The organism is Pseudomonas fluorescens (assembly GCF_000968015.1).
GTDB classification, from domain to species: domain Bacteria; phylum Pseudomonadota; class Gammaproteobacteria; order Pseudomonadales; family Pseudomonadaceae; genus Aquipseudomonas; species Aquipseudomonas fluorescens_W.
The window spans coordinates 15970-32248 of the sequence record NZ_LACH01000018.1; the positions used below are offsets into that span (position 1 = coordinate 15970).

General features: G+C 61.2%; 15 protein-coding genes. 4 read left to right on the top strand and 11 right to left on the bottom strand.

What is annotated here, in order from left to right; genetic code table 11:
- Nucleotides 1-4: 4 nt before the first annotated feature.
- Together VD17_RS11735 and hemE are read left to right on the top strand one after the other, a co-directional pair.
- On the top strand, nucleotides 5-1423 hold the full coding sequence (locus tag VD17_RS11735; protein ID WP_046053967.1) for an FAD-dependent oxidoreductase: 1419 nt from the start codon (nucleotides 5-7) through the stop codon (nucleotides 1421-1423).
- Nucleotides 1424-1663: 240 nt separating this feature from the next.
- Nucleotides 1664-2731, top strand: a complete 1068-nt coding sequence (gene hemE / locus VD17_RS11740; protein WP_008149581.1) for a uroporphyrinogen decarboxylase — start codon at nucleotides 1664-1666, stop codon at nucleotides 2729-2731.
- 152 nt (nucleotides 2732-2883) lie between these two features.
- On the opposite strand, the gene VD17_RS11745 is transcribed toward hemE, so the two are convergent.
- Complete coding sequence (locus VD17_RS11745; RefSeq protein WP_440130566.1) at nucleotides 2884-4110, bottom strand: MFS transporter; 1227 nt, start codon at nucleotides 4108-4110, stop codon at nucleotides 2884-2886.
- 166 nt (nucleotides 4111-4276) lie between these two features.
- Between VD17_RS11745 and VD17_RS11750 the strand changes: the two genes are divergently transcribed.
- Both VD17_RS11750 and VD17_RS11755 read left to right on the top strand, forming a co-directional pair.
- Nucleotides 4277-5179, top strand: a complete 903-nt coding sequence (locus VD17_RS11750) for a LysR family transcriptional regulator (protein ID WP_046045626.1) — start codon at nucleotides 4277-4279, stop codon at nucleotides 5177-5179.
- 234 nt (nucleotides 5180-5413) lie between these two features.
- A complete protein-coding gene (locus VD17_RS11755) occupies nucleotides 5414-5857 on the top strand; it encodes a DUF2846 domain-containing protein (RefSeq protein ID WP_046053969.1) in 444 nt (147 codons plus the stop codon).
- 63 nt (nucleotides 5858-5920) lie between these two features.
- Here VD17_RS11755 and VD17_RS11760 read toward each other — a convergent pair whose 3' ends face one another.
- From VD17_RS11760 to VD17_RS11805, 10 genes are read right to left on the bottom strand one after another with little or no spacing between them, the layout of a single operon-like run.
- Nucleotides 5921-7147, bottom strand: coding sequence for a beta-ketoacyl-ACP synthase (locus VD17_RS11760; RefSeq protein ID WP_046053970.1), 1227 nt, complete (start codon nucleotides 7145-7147; stop codon nucleotides 5921-5923).
- Entirely contained in the window at nucleotides 7147-7875 is a 729-nt protein-coding gene (fabG, locus tag VD17_RS11765; protein ID WP_046053971.1) for a 3-oxoacyl-ACP reductase FabG, read from the bottom strand. Before fabG ends, VD17_RS11760 begins: the two co-directional genes overlap by 1 nt.
- Nucleotides 7872-8333, bottom strand: coding sequence for a hotdog family protein (locus VD17_RS11770; RefSeq protein WP_046053972.1), 462 nt, complete (start codon nucleotides 8331-8333; stop codon nucleotides 7872-7874). Before VD17_RS11770 ends, fabG begins: the two co-directional genes overlap by 4 nt.
- A complete protein-coding gene (locus tag VD17_RS11775; protein ID WP_046053973.1) occupies nucleotides 8330-9526 on the bottom strand; it encodes a beta-ketoacyl-[acyl-carrier-protein] synthase family protein in 1197 nt (398 codons plus the stop codon). Before VD17_RS11775 ends, VD17_RS11770 begins: the two co-directional genes overlap by 4 nt.
- Complete coding sequence (locus VD17_RS11780) at nucleotides 9523-10155, bottom strand: hypothetical protein (protein WP_185753140.1); 633 nt, start codon at nucleotides 10153-10155, stop codon at nucleotides 9523-9525. The genes VD17_RS11775 and VD17_RS11780 overlap by 4 nt, the downstream gene beginning before the upstream one ends.
- Nucleotides 10155-10880 (bottom strand): class I SAM-dependent methyltransferase, encoded by a 726-nt coding sequence (locus VD17_RS11785; RefSeq protein ID WP_046053974.1) that lies wholly within the window; start codon nucleotides 10878-10880, stop codon nucleotides 10155-10157. Before VD17_RS11785 ends, VD17_RS11780 begins: the two co-directional genes overlap by 1 nt.
- Nucleotides 10877-12124 carry an NAD(P)/FAD-dependent oxidoreductase gene (locus VD17_RS11790; protein WP_046053975.1) on the bottom strand — a complete coding sequence of 416 codons (1248 nt, stop codon included), beginning with the start codon at nucleotides 12122-12124 and terminating at the stop codon, nucleotides 10877-10879. Before VD17_RS11790 ends, VD17_RS11785 begins: the two co-directional genes overlap by 4 nt.
- Complete coding sequence (locus VD17_RS11795; RefSeq protein WP_046053976.1) at nucleotides 12111-13271, bottom strand: hypothetical protein; 1161 nt, start codon at nucleotides 13269-13271, stop codon at nucleotides 12111-12113. The genes VD17_RS11790 and VD17_RS11795 overlap by 14 nt, the downstream gene beginning before the upstream one ends.
- A complete protein-coding gene (locus VD17_RS11800) occupies nucleotides 13268-15607 on the bottom strand; it encodes an MMPL family transporter (RefSeq protein WP_046053977.1) in 2340 nt (779 codons plus the stop codon). The genes VD17_RS11795 and VD17_RS11800 overlap by 4 nt, the downstream gene beginning before the upstream one ends.
- A complete protein-coding gene (locus tag VD17_RS11805; RefSeq protein WP_046053992.1) occupies nucleotides 15591-16157 on the bottom strand; it encodes an outer membrane lipoprotein carrier protein LolA in 567 nt (188 codons plus the stop codon). Before VD17_RS11805 ends, VD17_RS11800 begins: the two co-directional genes overlap by 17 nt.
- Nucleotides 16158-16279: the final 122 nt, after the last annotated feature.

Here is a 16279-nt window from a genome sequence, read left to right on the forward strand (position 1 = left end):
AACAATGGCTGAACGTCTGAATAACGACTTCCAGTTCATCGATGTCGGGCGCAAGGATCCGAAGAAGAAACTGTTGCGTCAACGCAAGAAAGAGTTCGTGGAGATCTACGAACCCTTCAAACCCCAGCATTCGGCCGATCAGGCCCACCGCTGCCTGGGTTGCGGTAACCCGTATTGCGAATGGAAGTGCCCGGTGCACAACTTCATTCCGAACTGGCTGAAGCTGGTGGCCGAGGGCAACATCCTCCAGGCCGCCGAGCTGTCGCACCAGACCAACACCCTGCCGGAAGTGTGCGGCCGGGTGTGCCCGCAGGATCGTCTGTGCGAGGGTGCCTGCACCCTCAACGACGGCTTCGGCGCGGTGACCATCGGTTCGGTCGAGAAGTACATCACCGACACCGCGTTCGCCATGGGCTGGCGCCCGGACATGTCCAAGGTCATACCGACCGGCAAGCGTGTTGCGATCATCGGCGCAGGCCCGGCAGGTTTGGGTTGTGCCGACGTGCTGGTACGCGGCGGCGTGACCCCGGTGGTGTTCGACAAGAACCCGGAAATCGGCGGTCTGCTGACCTTCGGTATCCCCGAGTTCAAGCTGGAAAAGACCGTACTGAGCAATCGTCGCGAAGTCTTCACCGGCATGGGCATCGAGTTCCGTCTGAACACCGAAGTGGGCAAGGACGTGACCGTCGAGCAACTGCTCGAAGAATACGATGCCGTGTTCATGGGCATGGGCACCTACACCTACATGAAGGGCGGCTTTGCCGGTGAAGATTTGCCGGGCGTGCATGACGCGCTGGACTTCCTGATCGCCAACGTCAACCGCAACCTGGGCTTTGAAAAGTCGCCGGAAGATTTCGTCGACATGAAAGGCAAGAAGGTGGTGGTACTGGGTGGCGGCGACACGGCGATGGACTGCAACCGTACGTCGATTCGCCAGGGCGCCAAGTCGGTGACCTGCGCTTATCGTCGTGACGAAGCGAACATGCCGGGCTCGCGCAAAGAGGTGAAGAACGCCAAGGAAGAAGGCGTGAAATTCCTCTACAACCGCCAGCCAATCGCCATCGTCGGCGAAGACCGCGTCGAAGGCGTGAAGGTAGTCGAGACCCGTCTCGGCGAGCCGGACGTCCGTGGCCGTCGCAGCCCTGAGCCGATTCCGGGTTCCGAAGAGATCATCCCGGCCGACGCCGTGGTCATCGCGTTCGGTTTCCGTCCGAGCCCGGCGTCGTGGTTCGAACAGCACAGCATCCAGACCGACAGCCAGGGCCGCGTTGTGGCCCCGGAGCAAGGTCAGTACAAGCACCAGACCAGCAACCCGAAAATCTTCGCCGGTGGCGACATGGTTCGCGGTTCTGACCTGGTGGTGACGGCGATCTTCGAAGGCCGCAATGCCGCCGAAGGGATCCTGGATTACCTGGGCGTCTAACCAAGCGACACAAAAACCTGTAGGAGCGAGCCTGCTCGCGATGGCGGTGAATCAGTCACCAGATGCAATGACTGACACTCCGCTATCGCGAGCAGGCTCACTCCTACAGTTGTTTTGCGGTGTCGGGAAGACCGCATTCCACCGCGACAAATTGACCCGATAGACAAAAGGCTGACCTGCAACCGTGCCTTTTGCGTCGCGCTCTGAGAAAATGCCCGCACTTTTTTTCCGGATGCCGACATGACTGCCCTGAAGAACGACCGTTTCCTTCGCGCCCTGCTCAAGCAACCCGTAGACGTCACGCCTGTCTGGATGATGCGTCAGGCCGGTCGCTACCTGCCGGAATACCGCGCCAGCCGTGCCAAGGCCGGCGACTTCATGAGCCTGTGCATGAACCCGGAGTTCGCTTGCGAAGTCACGATGCAGCCGCTCGACCGCTATCCGCAACTGGACGCGGCGATCCTGTTCTCCGACATCCTGACCATCCCCGATGCCATGGGCCAAGGCCTGTACTTCGAAACCGGTGAAGGTCCGCGCTTCAAGAAAGTCATCAGCACGATGGCTGACATCGAAGCGCTGCCGATTCCTGATCCGCACAAAGACCTCGGCTACGTCATGGACGCGGTCAGCACCATTCGCCGCGAACTGAACGGCCGCGTGCCGCTGATCGGCTTCGCCGGCAGCCCATGGACCCTGGCCACCTACATGGTCGAAGGCGGCTCGTCGAAAGACTACCGCAAGACCAAAACCATGCTCTACGACAACCCGCAAGCCTTGCACCTGCTGCTGGATAAACTCGCGCAGACGGTCACCAGCTACCTCAACGGCCAGATCATGGCCGGCGCGCAAGCGGTGCAGATCTTCGACAGCTGGGGTGGCAGCCTTTCGGCGGCGGCATACCAGGAATTCTCCCTGGCCTACATGCGCAAAATCGTCAGCGGCCTGATCCGCGAACATGAAGGCCGCAAAGTGCCGGTCATTTTGTTCACCAAGAACGGCGGCCTGTGGCTCGAAAGCATTGCCGACGCTGGCGCTGATGCGCTCGGCCTGGACTGGACCTGCGACATCGGCAGCGCCCGTGATCGTGTCGGCAGCAAAGTCGCGCTGCAAGGCAACATGGACCCGACCGTGCTCTACGCCAAGCCAGAAGCCATCCGCACGGAAGTCGGGCGCATCCTCGCCAGCTATGGCAAAGGCAGCGGCCACGTGTTCAACCTCGGCCATGGCATCACCCCGGAAGTCGACCCGGAACACGCTGGCGCCTTCCTGCGCGCGGTGCATGAACTGTCGGCGCAGTATCACGAGTGATTGTTGCCCGATAAAAAACGCCCGGCTTATGCCGGGCGTTTTTGTTTTTAATGTAGGAGTGAGCCTGCTCGCGATAGCGGTGAATCAGTCGCCGAATGTATTGGCTGATACTCCGCTATCGCGAGCAGGCTCACTCCTACACTGGAATTGCGTCAGGCTTTCACATTTTCTAGTGGCGGCAACTTCGCCAGTTTCAACGCCACCAGCAGCGCAATCACCAGCAACCCGCCAATGAACAACCCGATCCCGTTCCACCCGCCGATGTGCCAGAACACCCCGCCCGCCGTCCCGGCGATGCTCGAGCCGGCGTAATAGCTGAACAGATAAAGCGACGACGCCTGCCCTTTGGCCTTGATCGCACGACGCCCAATCCAGCTACTCGCCACCGAATGGGCGCCGAAGAAGCCGAAGGTGAAGATCAGCATCCCGATGATCACCACCGGCAGCGGCGTGAGCATGGTCAGGGCGAGGCCTGCGAGCATCAGGACGATCGTCGCCCAAAGCACTTTGCGCCGGCCCAGTTTGTCGGCCAACGAGCCGATTTTCGCTGAACTGTAGATGCCCGACAGATACACCACCGAGAGCAGCCCGACGAAGGCCTGATCCATGTGGTACGGCTCGGCCAGCAGGCGATAACCGATGTAGTTGAAGAGGGTGACGAACGCGCCCATCAGCACAAAAGCTTCGAGGAACAGCAGCGGCAGGCCGGCATCGCGAAAGTGCATGGTGAAGCCGTCAATCAGGCTTCGCGGGTGCAGTGAGCGGGCGCGGAAGTTGCGCGACTCGGGGAGGATTTTCCAGAACACTGCCGCCGCGATCAGCGCCAGACCACCGATCACCAGCATCGCCGTGTGCCAGCTGACGAAGTCGATCAACACGCCGGTGATCAAGCGTCCGCACATCCCGCCAATCGCGTTGCCGCCGATGTACAAACCCATGGCCAGGCCGATGTGCTGCGGGTGGATCTCTTCGCTCAAGTAAGTCATGGCGACTGCTGCCAGACCGCTCAGCGACAACCCTATCAGCGCGCGCATCAGCAACACGCCGTGCCAGCTCGGCATCATTGAGCTGGCGATTGTGCAGAGCGCGGCGGCAAACAGCGCCGCGACCATCACCGGTTTGCGCCCGATGCGATCAGAGATCGGGCCGGTGATCAGCAGGCCGATGGCGAGCATGCCGGTGGCGACCGACAGGATCAGGCTGCTCTGGGCCGCGTTGATGGAGTACTCATGGGACAGCAGCGGCATCATAGGCTGCACGCAATAGAGCAGAGCGAAGGTCGCGAATCCGCCGCAGAACAGCGCCAACACCGTGCGCATGAACATCGGTGTGCCTTTTTCGATGTAGATCTCCTTGAGTTCGGCGACAACATCGTCCACCGCTGCGGGCGGAACTTCATGGGCAAGTGGAGCGACAGCAGTTTTCACTTCGGACCTCGGAGGACGCAGCCGGTCAGGCAATGAAAAAAGCATATAGCTGCCTAATGATTCAATCCAATATATTGTTCGACCTGTTTGATAGGTTTTACGACCTAATGGAGTTTTCATGGAATTGCGTCACCTGCGCTACTTCATTGCTGTTGCCGAAGAACTGCACTTCGGCCGCGCCGCCCAGGTGCTGGGCATCTCGCAACCGCCGCTGAGTCAGCAGATTCAGGCGCTGGAGCAGGAGGTGGGCGCGCGGTTGTTCGAGCGCACCAATCGTCGGGTCGAGCTCAGTGAAGCCGGCCGGCTGTTTCTGGAAGAGGCGCGACTGGTGTTGGCGCAGGTCGACAAGGCGGCGGATGTTGCACGGCGGGCGCAGTTGGGTGAGCTGGGCGAACTGAAGATTGGCTTCACCTCGTCGGCGCCGTTCAACTCGACTATCCCTCAGGCGATTTTTTCGTTTCGCCAGCGATTCCCGGCGGTGCACCTGAACCTGCGGGAGATGAGCAGCACCCAGGTCGCCGATGCGTTGGTGGATGAGTCGATTGAAGTTGGGATCATGCGGCCGCTTGGGTTGCCGGACTCGCTCAGCGTGGTGGAGCTGATGCGTGAGCCGCTGGTGGCGGTGCTCAGCTCCAAGCATCCGTTGGTGACCGATAGTGAGGAAGGCTTGTTTCTGTCAGCCCTGGCGCTCGAACCCTTTGTATTTTTCCCACGCAGCTATGGCAGTGGTCTGTACGCACAATTGCTCAGCCTGGCCCGGGATGCCGGTTTCAGTCCGCACTTCGCGCAAGAGGCTGGCGAGGCGATGACGATCATCGGGTTGGTGGCGGCGGGGTTGGGTGTTTCGGTGCTGCCGGCGTCTTATCAGCGGATGCGCATCGAAGGGGTGGTCTATCGGCCTCTGCTCGATCCAGAGGCGGTGTCGGCGGTGTGGCTGGTGCAGCGCAAGGATCAGAAGTCGCCGATGGCCAAGGCGTTTGTGGAGTTGTTGACGCGGAAGGTTGAGCCGCTGAAGGCGTGACTGCTTCGCAGTCAATCGCGGGCAAGCCCGCTCCCACAGGGATTTGCGGTGTGAACCTATTTTTGTTCCACCACCCATCCACTGTGGGAGCGAGCTTGCTCGCGAAAGCGTCCGCAAGTTCACTAAAAAAGGAGCAGTTACTTTGATCGAATGGCTGACGCCATAGCGCTTCAAGGTTTTGTTGGGCACGGCCGATAACTGTTGTTGGACTCATCAAAACAATGGAGATACAGGATGTTCAAGCAGTTAACCTTCACCGCTTTGCTGGCATTGACCGCTCTGACCGGTGGTTGTGCTTCGGTAAAAATGGCTGATGAAAGCCAGGATGCTCAGGCCAAGACCTTCCAGGTCACCCCGGATAAAGCCAATATCTATGTTTATCGCAACGAGAGTATGGGTGCAGGCGTGAAAATGCCGGTCGCGCTCAATGGCAAGCCGGTAGGGCAGACCGTCGCCAAGTCTTACCTGATGCTTTCCGTCCCGGCCGGTCAACAGACCCTGGTGTCTTCGGCGGAAAACGATTCTGAACTGAAACTCACCGCAGAAGCCGGCAAGAACTACTTTGTCTGGCAGGAAGTGAAAGTGGGTTTCATCAAGGCGCGCAACAACCTGCAAGTCGTCGACGACAAGACAGGCCGCGCTGGCGTCGCTGAAAGCAAATTGATTCAAGCTCAGTAAGCGTCAGCTCTACACAGCGGATCGTTCCCACGCTCCCGTGGGAACGATCAAGTTCGCGGAGTCTTACGACCAGCGCCGGAAGATCAGCGACGTGTTAACCCCGCCAAACGCAAAATTATTGTTCATCACGTACTGGTTGCTCATCTGCCGGAACTCGCCGCGCAGGTAATCGAGCTTGCCGCAGTGCGGGTCGACGTCGTCGAGGTTGAGGGTGTGGATGTACAGGTCGCGGTTCATCATTTCGATGCTGAACCAGGATTCCAGCGCACCACAGGCTCCGAGGGTGTGACCGAGGAAACTCTTCTGCGAGCTGATCGGCATGTGCTCGCCGAACAACGCGCTCGTTGCCAGTGTTTCGGCAATGTCGCCCTGTTCAGTGGCGGTGCCGTGACCATTCACGTAGCCGATGTCAGAAGGCTGTAACCCGGCGTCTTCCAGGGCCAGTTCCATGGCCCGGCGCATGGTGACCTGCTCTGGGCGGGTGGCGTGCTGGCCGTCGGCGTTGCTGCCGAAACCGACGAGTTCGGCGTGGATGTGCGCACCGCGAGCCAATGCGTGTTCGAGTTCTTCGAGTACCAGCATGCCGCTGCCTTCACCGATCACCAGGCCATCGCGGCCGTTGTCGTACGGGCGTGGGGAAGTCTGCGGCGCATCGTTTTTCAGGCTGGTGGCGTAGAGCGCATCGAAGACCATCGCTTCGGTGGGGCACAGTTCTTCAGCGCCGCCGGCGAGCATCAATGGCAGGCGACCAAACTTGACCGACTCGTAGGCATAACCGATGCCTTGACTGCCGCTGGTGCAAGCGCTGGAGGTCGGGATCAGCCGGCCGGTAAGGCCGAAGAAGATGCTGATATTCGCCGCCGTGGTGTGCGGCATCATGCGCACATAGGAGTTGGCATTCAGGCCCTCGGCCACCGAATTGAGCAGCATGTTGCCGAACGCCTTGATCTCGTCGGTGCTGCCGGTGGATGAGCCGCAGGAAACGCCCATGCGCCCGTCCTTGATCGTTTCGTCACCCAACAGCCCGGCATCGGCCAATGCCTGTTCTGCCGCGCCGACCGCCAGGCGCGAGACCCGGCCCATGCTGCGCAATTGTTTGCGGGTCCAGTGGCTTGGCACTTTGAAGTCGTCGATCGGCCCCGCCAGGCGCGTGTTGAGTTCGGTGAAGCGATCCCACTCGTCCATCCGGCGGATACCGCTGCGGTTGGCCGCGAAGTTAGCGGCGATGGTGTCCCAATCGCTGCCGAGTGAGGTGATGCCGGCCATGCCGGTGACGACGACGCGCTTCATCAGCACAGGCCTCCGTTAACGGCCAGAACCTGCCGGGTGATGTACGACGCTTCCGCCGACATCAGGAAATTCACCGCGCTGGCCACCTCTTCCGGGGTGCCCATGCGTTGTGCGGGGATCATTTTCATCAGTTCTTCCACCGGCACGTTTTCATCGAGCATCGCGGTGTCGATCAAGCCGGGTGCGACACAGTTAACGGTAATTTTGCGCTTGCCCAACTCGATCGCCAACGCCTTCGCCGCGCCGATCAAACCGGCCTTGGAAGCGCTGTAGTTGACCTGGCCACGGTTGCCGATCAACCCGGAAACCGAAGTGATGCAAACAATCCGTCCGGCGGCGCGACGACGAATCATCGGCATCATCACCGGGTGCAGCACGTTGTAGAAACCGTCGAGGTTGGTGCGCATCACCATGTCCCAATCATCTTCGCTCAGGGCCGGAAAAGCACCGTCGCGTGTCAGGCCGGCGTTCAGCACCACGCCGTAATAGGCGCCGTGGTTTTCCACGTCGGCTTCGAGAATGGCTTTGCAGCTGGCGCGGTCGGATACATCGAATTGCAGAATGCGCACGTTGCGCCCCAAGGCTTCGATTTCCGCCTTCACGGCTTCAGCGTCCGCCAGGCCACTGCGGCAATGCAGCACGATGTCATGCCCGGCCTGAGCCAGGCGCAAAGCGATGGCGCGGCCGATGCCACGGCTGGAACCGGTGATCAGTACGGATTCAGTCATGGCTGGGTTCCTTGGGTTTCATGAAGGTATTGAGCAGCCTGAGGCGGACGGAACACGTTCAGACGAGCGGTGGCGTGAATGCCGGGGGCGGTGATGTGGCATTCGAACACGCCCATGCCGTTGTCGTCTTCCAGCGAGCGGATGCCGTGGATGGTCAGTTCGGTGCCGGCGGGGAAGTGTTCGACGTTGCATTCAAATTTGCGGGTGCCGAGCAGAAACCCCAGCTCCACCGCATCGCCACGCTGACGGGCATGGCAACCGGCGTAGGCGGCGACGCTCTGAGCCATCAGTTCGATGCCGACCCAGGCCGGCAGGCTGCCGTCCGGGCGGTTGAACAGGCCGTTGGGTCTGACCGTGAGACGGGTGTAAATCTGCTCGTCATCGAACGACAGGATCTGTTCGATGAAGATCATGTCGCCAGCATGCGGCAGCAGTTCGGCGATCGGCCAGTCAATCATGGGGCGTCTCCGATAATCAGGCTGACGTTGTTGCCACCGAAGGCAAAGGAGTTGCTCATCAGATAGCGAGGTGCAATGGACGTCAGGCGATTGGCCGGGGTCACCCAATTCAGGGCTGGCAATTGGGGATCCGGTTGTCCGTCCCAGACGTGAGGCGGCAGGGCGTGCTCGCGATTGCCCGCACTCAGGCTCAACCAGCAGAACGCCGCTTCCAGAGCGCCGGCCGCACCGAGGGTGTGGCCGGTCATGGGTTTGGTCGACGAACACGGCACACCCGTCGGGAATAGCGTCGCCACCGCCAGGCTTTCCATGGCGTCGTTGTGTTGAGTGGCGGTGCCGTGCAGGTTCAGGTAACCGATCTGCTGCGGCTGAAGTTGTGCTCGGCTCAAGGCTTTGCGCATCGCTTGCAGGGCGCCACGGCCGCTGGGTTCCGGTGCGGAAATGTGATGGGCATCGGAGCTGGCGCCACTGCCGAGCAGGGCGATCGGCTGGCTGTCGCCGACATTCTTGCTCATCAAAAACAGCACCGCCGCTTCGCCAATGTTGATGCCGTTACGGTTCACCGAAAACGGATTGCAGCGTTGCCCGGACACCGCTTCCAGCGCCGAGAACCCGTTGAGGGTCAACTTGCACAGGCTGTCGACACCGCCGCACAGCACCGCGTCGCACACGCCCAGGTCCAGCAGTCGCTGAGCACTCATCAGCGCTCGGGCGCTGGAAGTGCAGGCCGTGGAAATCACATAGGCCGGGCCGCTCAATTGCAGCCAGTCGGCGAGGAAGTTTGCTGGAGCGCCGAGCTCCTGTTGCTGGTAGTCGTAATCGGCCGGGAACTGATGCTCGCGGATGTAATGGGCCAGACCGCTGCTGGCTTCGTCGATGCCCGAGGTGCTGGTGCCCAGAACGATACCGATGCGGTCGCGCCCGTAGGTCTGGATCGCCTGGTCGATGTCTTCGCGAATTTGCAGCGCGGCTTCCAGCAGCAATTGATTATTACGGGTGTCATGCGGCGCAAGCTCAGCCGGGATCGGCGCCAGTTCGCCGTGGACCGCGGCCACAGGCAACGACCGTTCCGCCACCCAGCCGGCCTCATTGCGCATGCCCGAACAGTCACCGGCAAACAGGTTGCGAGTGACTTCGGATTTGTCACGGCCCAGGGCGCATATCACCCCGAGGGCGTTCAGGTAGGCCGTCATGGCGCCTCCCCGCTGAGCGGCGTGACTTGATATTTCGGGCCTTTGGGCAGGTTCAATTCAAAGCTCATAGGTTGTGAGTAGCGGACTTCCCAGTGCGCTGGCAAGGACCGTTGCGAGCCATGCTGCCACGCGGCGGGATAGTTGCCCGACAGTTCATCTTTGGGGGTCAGCGCAAACAGCAGCGCGGCGAACAGCTCTCGCGCTTCCGGATTGGGCGGTAGCAGACCGTCAGCCTGCCACTCGCCGTCTACCAGTTTCTGGCGTGCCTGTGGAATGCCCAGCAAGTCCATCATCGACCAGCGAATGCCAGGGCCTTCACGCTGGATCACCAGCACCCAGTCCTGCCGTTGGTCGGCCACCAGACGCTGGATGTGCAATTGCAGCGGCAACGACAGGTTCGGGGTTTGCTCGGGCAGCGGCGCCCGGCTGGCACAGGCGCTCAGCAACAGGACTGCGCCGAGGAGCAAAAATCTCAGGATGCCCGCTATCCCTGTGGGAGCGAGCTTGTCTCCGGGCGGCGATCCGACGATGAGGGCTCTACATTCAACAGTTATATTGGCTGACCCACCGCTATCGCGAGCAAGCTCGCTCCCACAGGGGTCGTAGTTTGAGCGACTGACAATGAACATCAAACACACCTTTCAAGGGGTTTGCGCGCGACCACATTGACCAGGGTTTCTTCCCGTTGGCCAAAGGGCTTCGGCCGGCGCAGACCCAAGCGTTCAAACAGGCCGAAATCCTTGGCGCGGCTCCACCACAAGTATGGATAAGACACGTTTTTCGGGCCGAGTTCGAAACCCTGCTGGCGAATCATGTCCAGATACCCGGCGGCGCTCTTTTGCACATGCATCGGATGGCGGAACAACCAGCGGATCACCCAGGTATCAATGTAAGCCTCGGTGGATTCGGCGAACAGTAGATAGCCACCGGGCTTGAGCACGCGGTAGAACTCGGCCAGTGCCTGTTCCTGCTGCACCAGGTGATGGAAGGTCTGGTGACAGAACAGCAGATCGACGCTGGCGTCCGGGACGTTGATGCTCGCGCAGTCGCTGCCGGTCAATTCCACCTCCATGCCCTGACGGACGGCTTCTTCGCCGGCCAGCTTCAGGCTGTGAGGGTCGGCGTCCAGACCGATCAGGCGCTGGGGGGCAAAGGTCTGGCGCAAGTACTGGAACGACTTGCCCTGACCGCAACCGGCATCCAGCAGCACCGGGTTGCTCGGCGGTGTTTCGCTGAACAGGCTGCGCAAATCGGCAATTGCCACCCGCAGTACATGGTGCTGCCAGGTGTGGCTGCGCAGGAACCAGAAACCAAAGCGGGTTTCTTCGACGTAAGTGTCGCTCAAGTAGCTCATGTGACGTCCTTTGCACAGAGCTCCGAGAGCATCCGCAGCCGGCGCTTGGGTTCGGCAACGAACGGATTACGCTCGTCCCAGGCATAACCGGCCAGAATCGAACTGATCATGCGGCGAATATCGGGCGAGCCACCCTCATGGTAAATCACATCCTGGAACGTCCCGGCGTACCAGCCTTCGACGTAGCAACGGAAGGTGTCGACGCCGCGCTTGAGCGGGAGGGCGAACTCAGTTTGCCAATCGACACTTTCGCCTTGCAGTTGGCGATGCAGAACCGCGGCGGCCATGCTCGCCGAGCGCATGGCGATGGTCACGCCGGAGGAGAACACCGGGTCGAGGAATTCCGCCGCGTTGCCGAGCAGGGCAAAGCCTGGCCCGTGGAGGGTTTTGACGTTGGCCGAGTAGCCGCCGATGGTTCGAGCAGGCGTATCCCACACGGCGTTGTTCAACACGCCGGCCAGGCTTGGGGTTTCAGCGATAAACCCGCGCAGGCACTCGTCCAGGTTCTCCATGCGGCCTTCGAAGTGTTCGGCTGCCGCGACCACGCCCACCGAGCAACGGCCATTGCTGAACGGGATGGTCCAGAACCAGATGTCGCGGTGGATCGGATGGGTGGTGATGAGGATTTTTTCCCGCTCGAAGGTCGGGTTGTCGATGTGATCTTCGACATGGGTGAACACGGCCTGGCGCACCGGGAAATCTGACGGCGCCTCAAGGTCGAGCAAGCGCGGCAACACGCGGCCGTAGCCGCTGGCATCCAGCACGAAATCGGCTTCGACGCGGTACTGGCTGCCGTCTTCGCGAAGCACGTCGAGCTGCGGTTTCGGCAGGGTGAAATCGACGCTGATGATGGCTTCGCCGTAACGAACCTCCACACCTTGCAGCGCGGCTTGATCGGCCAGCAGCTTGTCGAAATCGGCACGCTGGACCTGGAAGGTGGTCGGCTTGCCGTTGCTGAACGTCTCGCCGAAATCAAAGGCGCTGTACTGCTCGCCCCAAGCGAATGCCGCACCGTTTTTCAACTGGAATCCGGCGGCGTTCACCGCCTCGAGCATGCCGGCTTCTTCGACGAAATCCAGGCAGTGGGACAGCAGGCTTTCACCAATGGAAAACCGTGGGAAATGCTGGCGTTCGATCATCAATACATCGTGACCTTTGCGCTTGAGCAGCGCGGCGGCGATGGCGCCCGATGGACCTGCACCGATCACCACGACCTGACGATGTTCCATTTCAACTGTTGGCATGGGGGCTCCTTGCCGGGACGGCGATGTTCAGAGGGGTTCGGTGCATGCCGGCGAGTGCCGGCAGCAGTGTCGCGATCAAGCCCATCACCATCAGCGCGAAGTACAGCGCCGGGCTGATGAGTTGTTGTTGCAGCAGCAAGTTGAGAAAGACGATCTCGCTCAAGCCACGAATATTCAGCAAGACGCTTTCCCGCCAGCGACTGGCGCCTTCAAACGAGGCGCCGGCCCAGCCGAGGCCGAGCCAGTTGCCCAGCAGTTTGCTGGCAATCGGGAACAGCAGCAGTGCGGCCAGTTGCACCCAACCGAGGCTGGCCATGGCCGCGTGGACGTTGATCTGCACGATGCCGAACGTGAGGATCAGCGGGATCGCGATATACGTCTGCAAGTGGCTCATCCAGATCACCGGCAACGGCAGCACCAGCGGCACTTTTAGCGCGGCCATCCACAGTAGGTAACCGATGCCGAAAATCAGCGCATTGAGCTTAAAGTGTTCCGCCACGACCAGCAGTGCGAAGAAGCAGCCGCTGTGCAGCAACGGTTGGCGCAAGCCGAGCAGGCGCAGCAGCAACGGTAGGCAGGCGCCGGCCAGCGGCAGCAAGAGGCTGCTCAGGTGCAGGCTGCCCTGGGCGATGGCGAACAGGGTCCAGCAAGTGAGGTCGATCAGGATCGCGGTCTGCACCAATCGCCGGGTAGCGGCAGGCGGGTACTTGATGTGTCGTAGGTACAGATACAACACCGGAATCGCGGTGATGGCGAACAACAGGCCGACCGCCAGCGAACTGATCCAGGGTTGCGACGGTAACAGCCACACCGCTGTCGCGAGGCCGCAGCCAAACGGAATGCAGAAACTCGGTAGGGCTATTTTCAGGCTTTGACGGTCGAGTCGCAGGTCGATCACGTCGCTGAGAATGTGCCCCAGCAACAAGGCAAAGCTCAGGCTGTAGAGGTTTTTCAGCCAGGCCGGCGCGACCAGCACAGCGCCGCTCAATTGCCACTGGGGTTCGATCCAGAAGTACATCAGCAGCGGCAGGCCGAAGGTGGCCAGCAACAACTGGCTGACAATCGGGATCACGCCGAAGTGACGACCGACACGGGTGGCCACGGCGAACAGCGCCAGGGCCATGACCCAGAACACGGCGATCATCATGCGGCTGACTCCGTGACCGGGGCGGCGTGAACCTGGCGTCCGGCCCACGGCGCAAGGATGAAGCTGAAGGCCAGCCCCAGGCTCACCGACAGACCGAAGTTGCTCACCGCCGGCGTGCTGGACACCGCCAGCAAACCGAACGACAGCCAAGTGGTGAGCGCCGCCAGCAAGGTGCCCAGAAGGCTCACGGCAGCGCCGCCGACCTGTTCACGCATGAGGATCGCGTAATCGACGCTGATGGCCGTCACCAGCAGCAGGCCGAACAGGCTGAACAGCGTCAGCGGCTGCCCCAGCCAGCCGAGACTGGCCAGGCTGCACAGCGCGGCCAGTAGCGGCAGAGAGACGATCCGCAGCGCGCCGCCAAAGCCGAACGGCAGGATCAGCACCAGCACGATCAGCACACAGGAAGCGAGTTTCAACTCGGCGGCACTGATCTGGGTGTCGGCGAATACTTTGTTCAACTCACCGAGGCGATCCACCAGTTCCACGCCCGGCAAATCCAACGCCTGGACTTGTAACAGAGCGGGGTTGTTCAGGCCTTGCAGACTGACCATCGCCGCTACACCGTCATCGGTCGGTCCCAGCCACAGCGTGCGATAGGGTTCCGCCAGCGGACCGACCAGCGCTGCGTCGATGTCTTCGGTGGGCAGTGCCTGCAACTTCGTGAGCTCTGCTTGCAGCGCCTCGGCCGGCACGCCGACATCGAGCAGCGGCTGCCAGAACTGCGGCAACGTGTTCAGCGCTTCACGCACTTTGCGCTGTTCGGTGGGTTGGCTGACCAATTGATTGAGCGACAGATAACCCTGGAGTTTTTCCAGATTGACCAACTGATCCAGTCGCTCGTTCAGCGCGGTTTGGCGCTCCAGCAGTTGCTGCTGATTGGCCGCGCGCACCAGGAAGAACTGGCTGGTGGGTTGATAGCAAGTGATGCGTGCAATGGTTTGTGCTTCGTCAGTCAGTTGCTGCGGTGCACCGACCCATTGGCGAATGTCGTTTTTAGTGTCGAGCTGCAACAGGCCGCCCACACAAAAGGCAATCAGCAGCGCCAACAGCACCGGCGTACTCGCGAGTTTGAGCAGCGCTTCACGGCACCCCAACAAAAACTCGGCCACCCGCAGTGGCCACTGCGCTGGACGCAGCTCTGTGCCCTTGAGCAGTGCCGGCAGCAGGCACACCGCGGACAAATATGCGCCGAGCAGGCCGGCGGCAGAGAACGCGGCGATCTGGGTCAGCGCCGGGAACGGTGTCCAGGCCAGGGCCAGGTAACCGATGCAACTGGTGATCAGGCTCAGCGTCAGGCCCGGCAACGTCAGGCGCAAGGCCGGCCAACTGTGCCAGGGTTTCAGGCTCCAGCTCTTGGACAGGTAGTGCAGAGGGTAATCGACCGCCACGCCGATCAGGCTTGAACCGAGCACCAGCGTCATCACATGCATATGGCCGAACAGCGCCACGCAGGCCACCGCACCGAAAAGCATGCCGACCAGCACCGGGACGAAGGCCAGCAACACCCGCCAGCGCCGGAAGGCCAGTAGCAACAGCAATAGAATGCCCACCGTGGCACCGCCACCGACCCAGGTCATTTCCCGGGTGGCTTGTTTTTGTCCACTGGCCGCATAGAGCAGTCCGCTGGCGGCCAGCAGTTGAACGTTTGCCTGGGCGGCTTGTTCACGGCTGTGCTGCAGCAGGTCGGCCACTTGCAGCGGCAAGTTCATGTCGAAGGCGTTGCCCGTGGTTCGCGAGCGCAGCAGCACCCAACTCTTGCCGTCGGCATCGGCGACCAGCGCACCGCTGCCGATGTCCAGTTGCACCGAACCGTGCTGCGGCTGGCTGTTCTGGATGCGTCCGGTCAGGCCCAGCCAGTCATCCTGACTCGGCACCAGACTGAAACCGGTGAAAGGGTCGAACAGCGCTTGTACTCGCTGCTGGATAAAGGCGTCGGGATGCTCGATCAGTTGCTGCCGGTCAGCCGCTGACAACATCGCCAGTCGACCATTGAGCAATTGAGTGCGCAGCGCCGGCAGGTCGGCTTGCAGGTTCCACTGGACCTTTTCGAACAAGCCGCTGGCTTGCCACTGTTCACCCAGTTTCTGCGCCATCGCGACCGCTTGCTGGCGATCGGTGTGGCCGACCAGCACCAGCATTTCGCGGTTCAGCGGTTCTTGTATGCGTTGTTCGGCGCGCAATTCCAGCGCGTCAGGCGCCGTGCCCGGCACCAGTTCCATCAGGTTGGCCGACAGCGGGGCGCCGTCACGCCATTGCCACCCGGCAAGCGCGAGCACCGCCAGCAGCAGGATCAGAAATAGCCGCGGAAGCCTCCGTTCACTCGGCAAAGTCATGTTGCTCCGCGTCGCTCAACGGTTGGGTGCTGGTGCTGTCCTGCATGCGCAAAAGCGTGCTATCGCCTTGGGTTTCGAGCAACTCGATGCTGTGCACCAGTTCGCCGCCGGCAATGTTGATCTGAGTAAACACCTGCTTGAGCAGCATGGAGCGCGGGGTCAGCGTCAGCTTCCAGTTCTGTGCGTCGCCGCTCAGTGAAAGCTCGAAGTCTCGTTGCAGCCCGCTGCTGTCGCCTTGCAGCACGGCAAGGAACAAGCGGTTCTGCTCGGCGCCGGCACTTTTGCTTGGCAGCATTTGCCAGCCATTGGCGTCACGCCGGGCGATGCCGTTGGCGCTGATGCGGTAATCCTGTTGCAGCGGGGTTTTCAGCAGCCAGAGCAAACCGTGGTTTTTAGCGAGAACGAAAGTACCCTTGCTGGTCAGCGGCTGGGGCAGGGCGCGCAGGTGTTTTTCCTGGATGAAATTGCCGTGGATCACGTCGGGTTTTGCCAGTTGATCGCTCAACTGCTGCAAATCAAAAGCCTGCGCCAGCGAAGAAAACCCCAGCATCAATACCAGCCCCGCCACGAACCCGTAGCAGCTGCCGAGCCCGCGAGGCTGCGTTCGGCGGCGAAGCCGTCGTAAAACCTGAACACGCGGTGCATCAGGAGAAATGCAGGGCGACTGCTGCG

Bases quoted from the DNA above. Each gene is read 5' to 3' on its own strand.
- VD17_RS11785 (WP_046053974.1), bottom strand. From the start codon at position 10,880: ATGAGCTACTTGAGCGACACTTACGTCGAAGAAACCCGCTTTGGTTTC.
- VD17_RS11750 (WP_046045626.1), top strand. From the start codon at position 4,277: ATGGAATTGCGTCACCTGCGCTACTTCATTGCTGTTGCCGAAGAACTG.
- VD17_RS11790 (WP_046053975.1), bottom strand. From the start codon at position 12,124: ATGCCAACAGTTGAAATGGAACATCGTCAGGTCGTGGTGATCGGTGCA.
- VD17_RS11735 (WP_046053967.1), top strand. From the start codon at position 5: ATGGCTGAACGTCTGAATAACGACTTCCAGTTCATCGATGTCGGGCGC.
- VD17_RS11800 (WP_046053977.1), bottom strand. From the start codon at position 15,607: ATGACTTTGCCGAGTGAACGGAGGCTTCCGCGGCTATTTCTGATCCTG.
- VD17_RS11795 (WP_046053976.1), bottom strand. From the start codon at position 13,271: ATGATGATCGCCGTGTTCTGGGTCATGGCCCTGGCGCTGTTCGCCGTG.
- fabG (WP_046053971.1), bottom strand. From the start codon at position 7,875: ATGACTGAATCCGTACTGATCACCGGTTCCAGCCGTGGCATCGGCCGC.
- VD17_RS11780 (WP_185753140.1), bottom strand. From the start codon at position 10,155: ATGTTCATTGTCAGTCGCTCAAACTACGACCCCTGTGGGAGCGAGCTT.
- VD17_RS11775 (WP_046053973.1), bottom strand. From the start codon at position 9,526: ATGACGGCCTACCTGAACGCCCTCGGGGTGATATGCGCCCTGGGCCGT.
- VD17_RS11805 (WP_046053992.1), bottom strand. From the start codon at position 16,157: ATGCTGGGGTTTTCTTCGCTGGCGCAGGCTTTTGATTTGCAGCAGTTG.
- VD17_RS11770 (WP_046053972.1), bottom strand. From the start codon at position 8,333: ATGATTGACTGGCCGATCGCCGAACTGCTGCCGCATGCTGGCGACATG.
- VD17_RS11755 (WP_046053969.1), top strand. From the start codon at position 5,414: ATGTTCAAGCAGTTAACCTTCACCGCTTTGCTGGCATTGACCGCTCTG.
- hemE (WP_008149581.1), top strand. From the start codon at position 1,664: ATGACTGCCCTGAAGAACGACCGTTTCCTTCGCGCCCTGCTCAAGCAA.
- VD17_RS11760 (WP_046053970.1), bottom strand. From the start codon at position 7,147: ATGAAGCGCGTCGTCGTCACCGGCATGGCCGGCATCACCTCACTCGGC.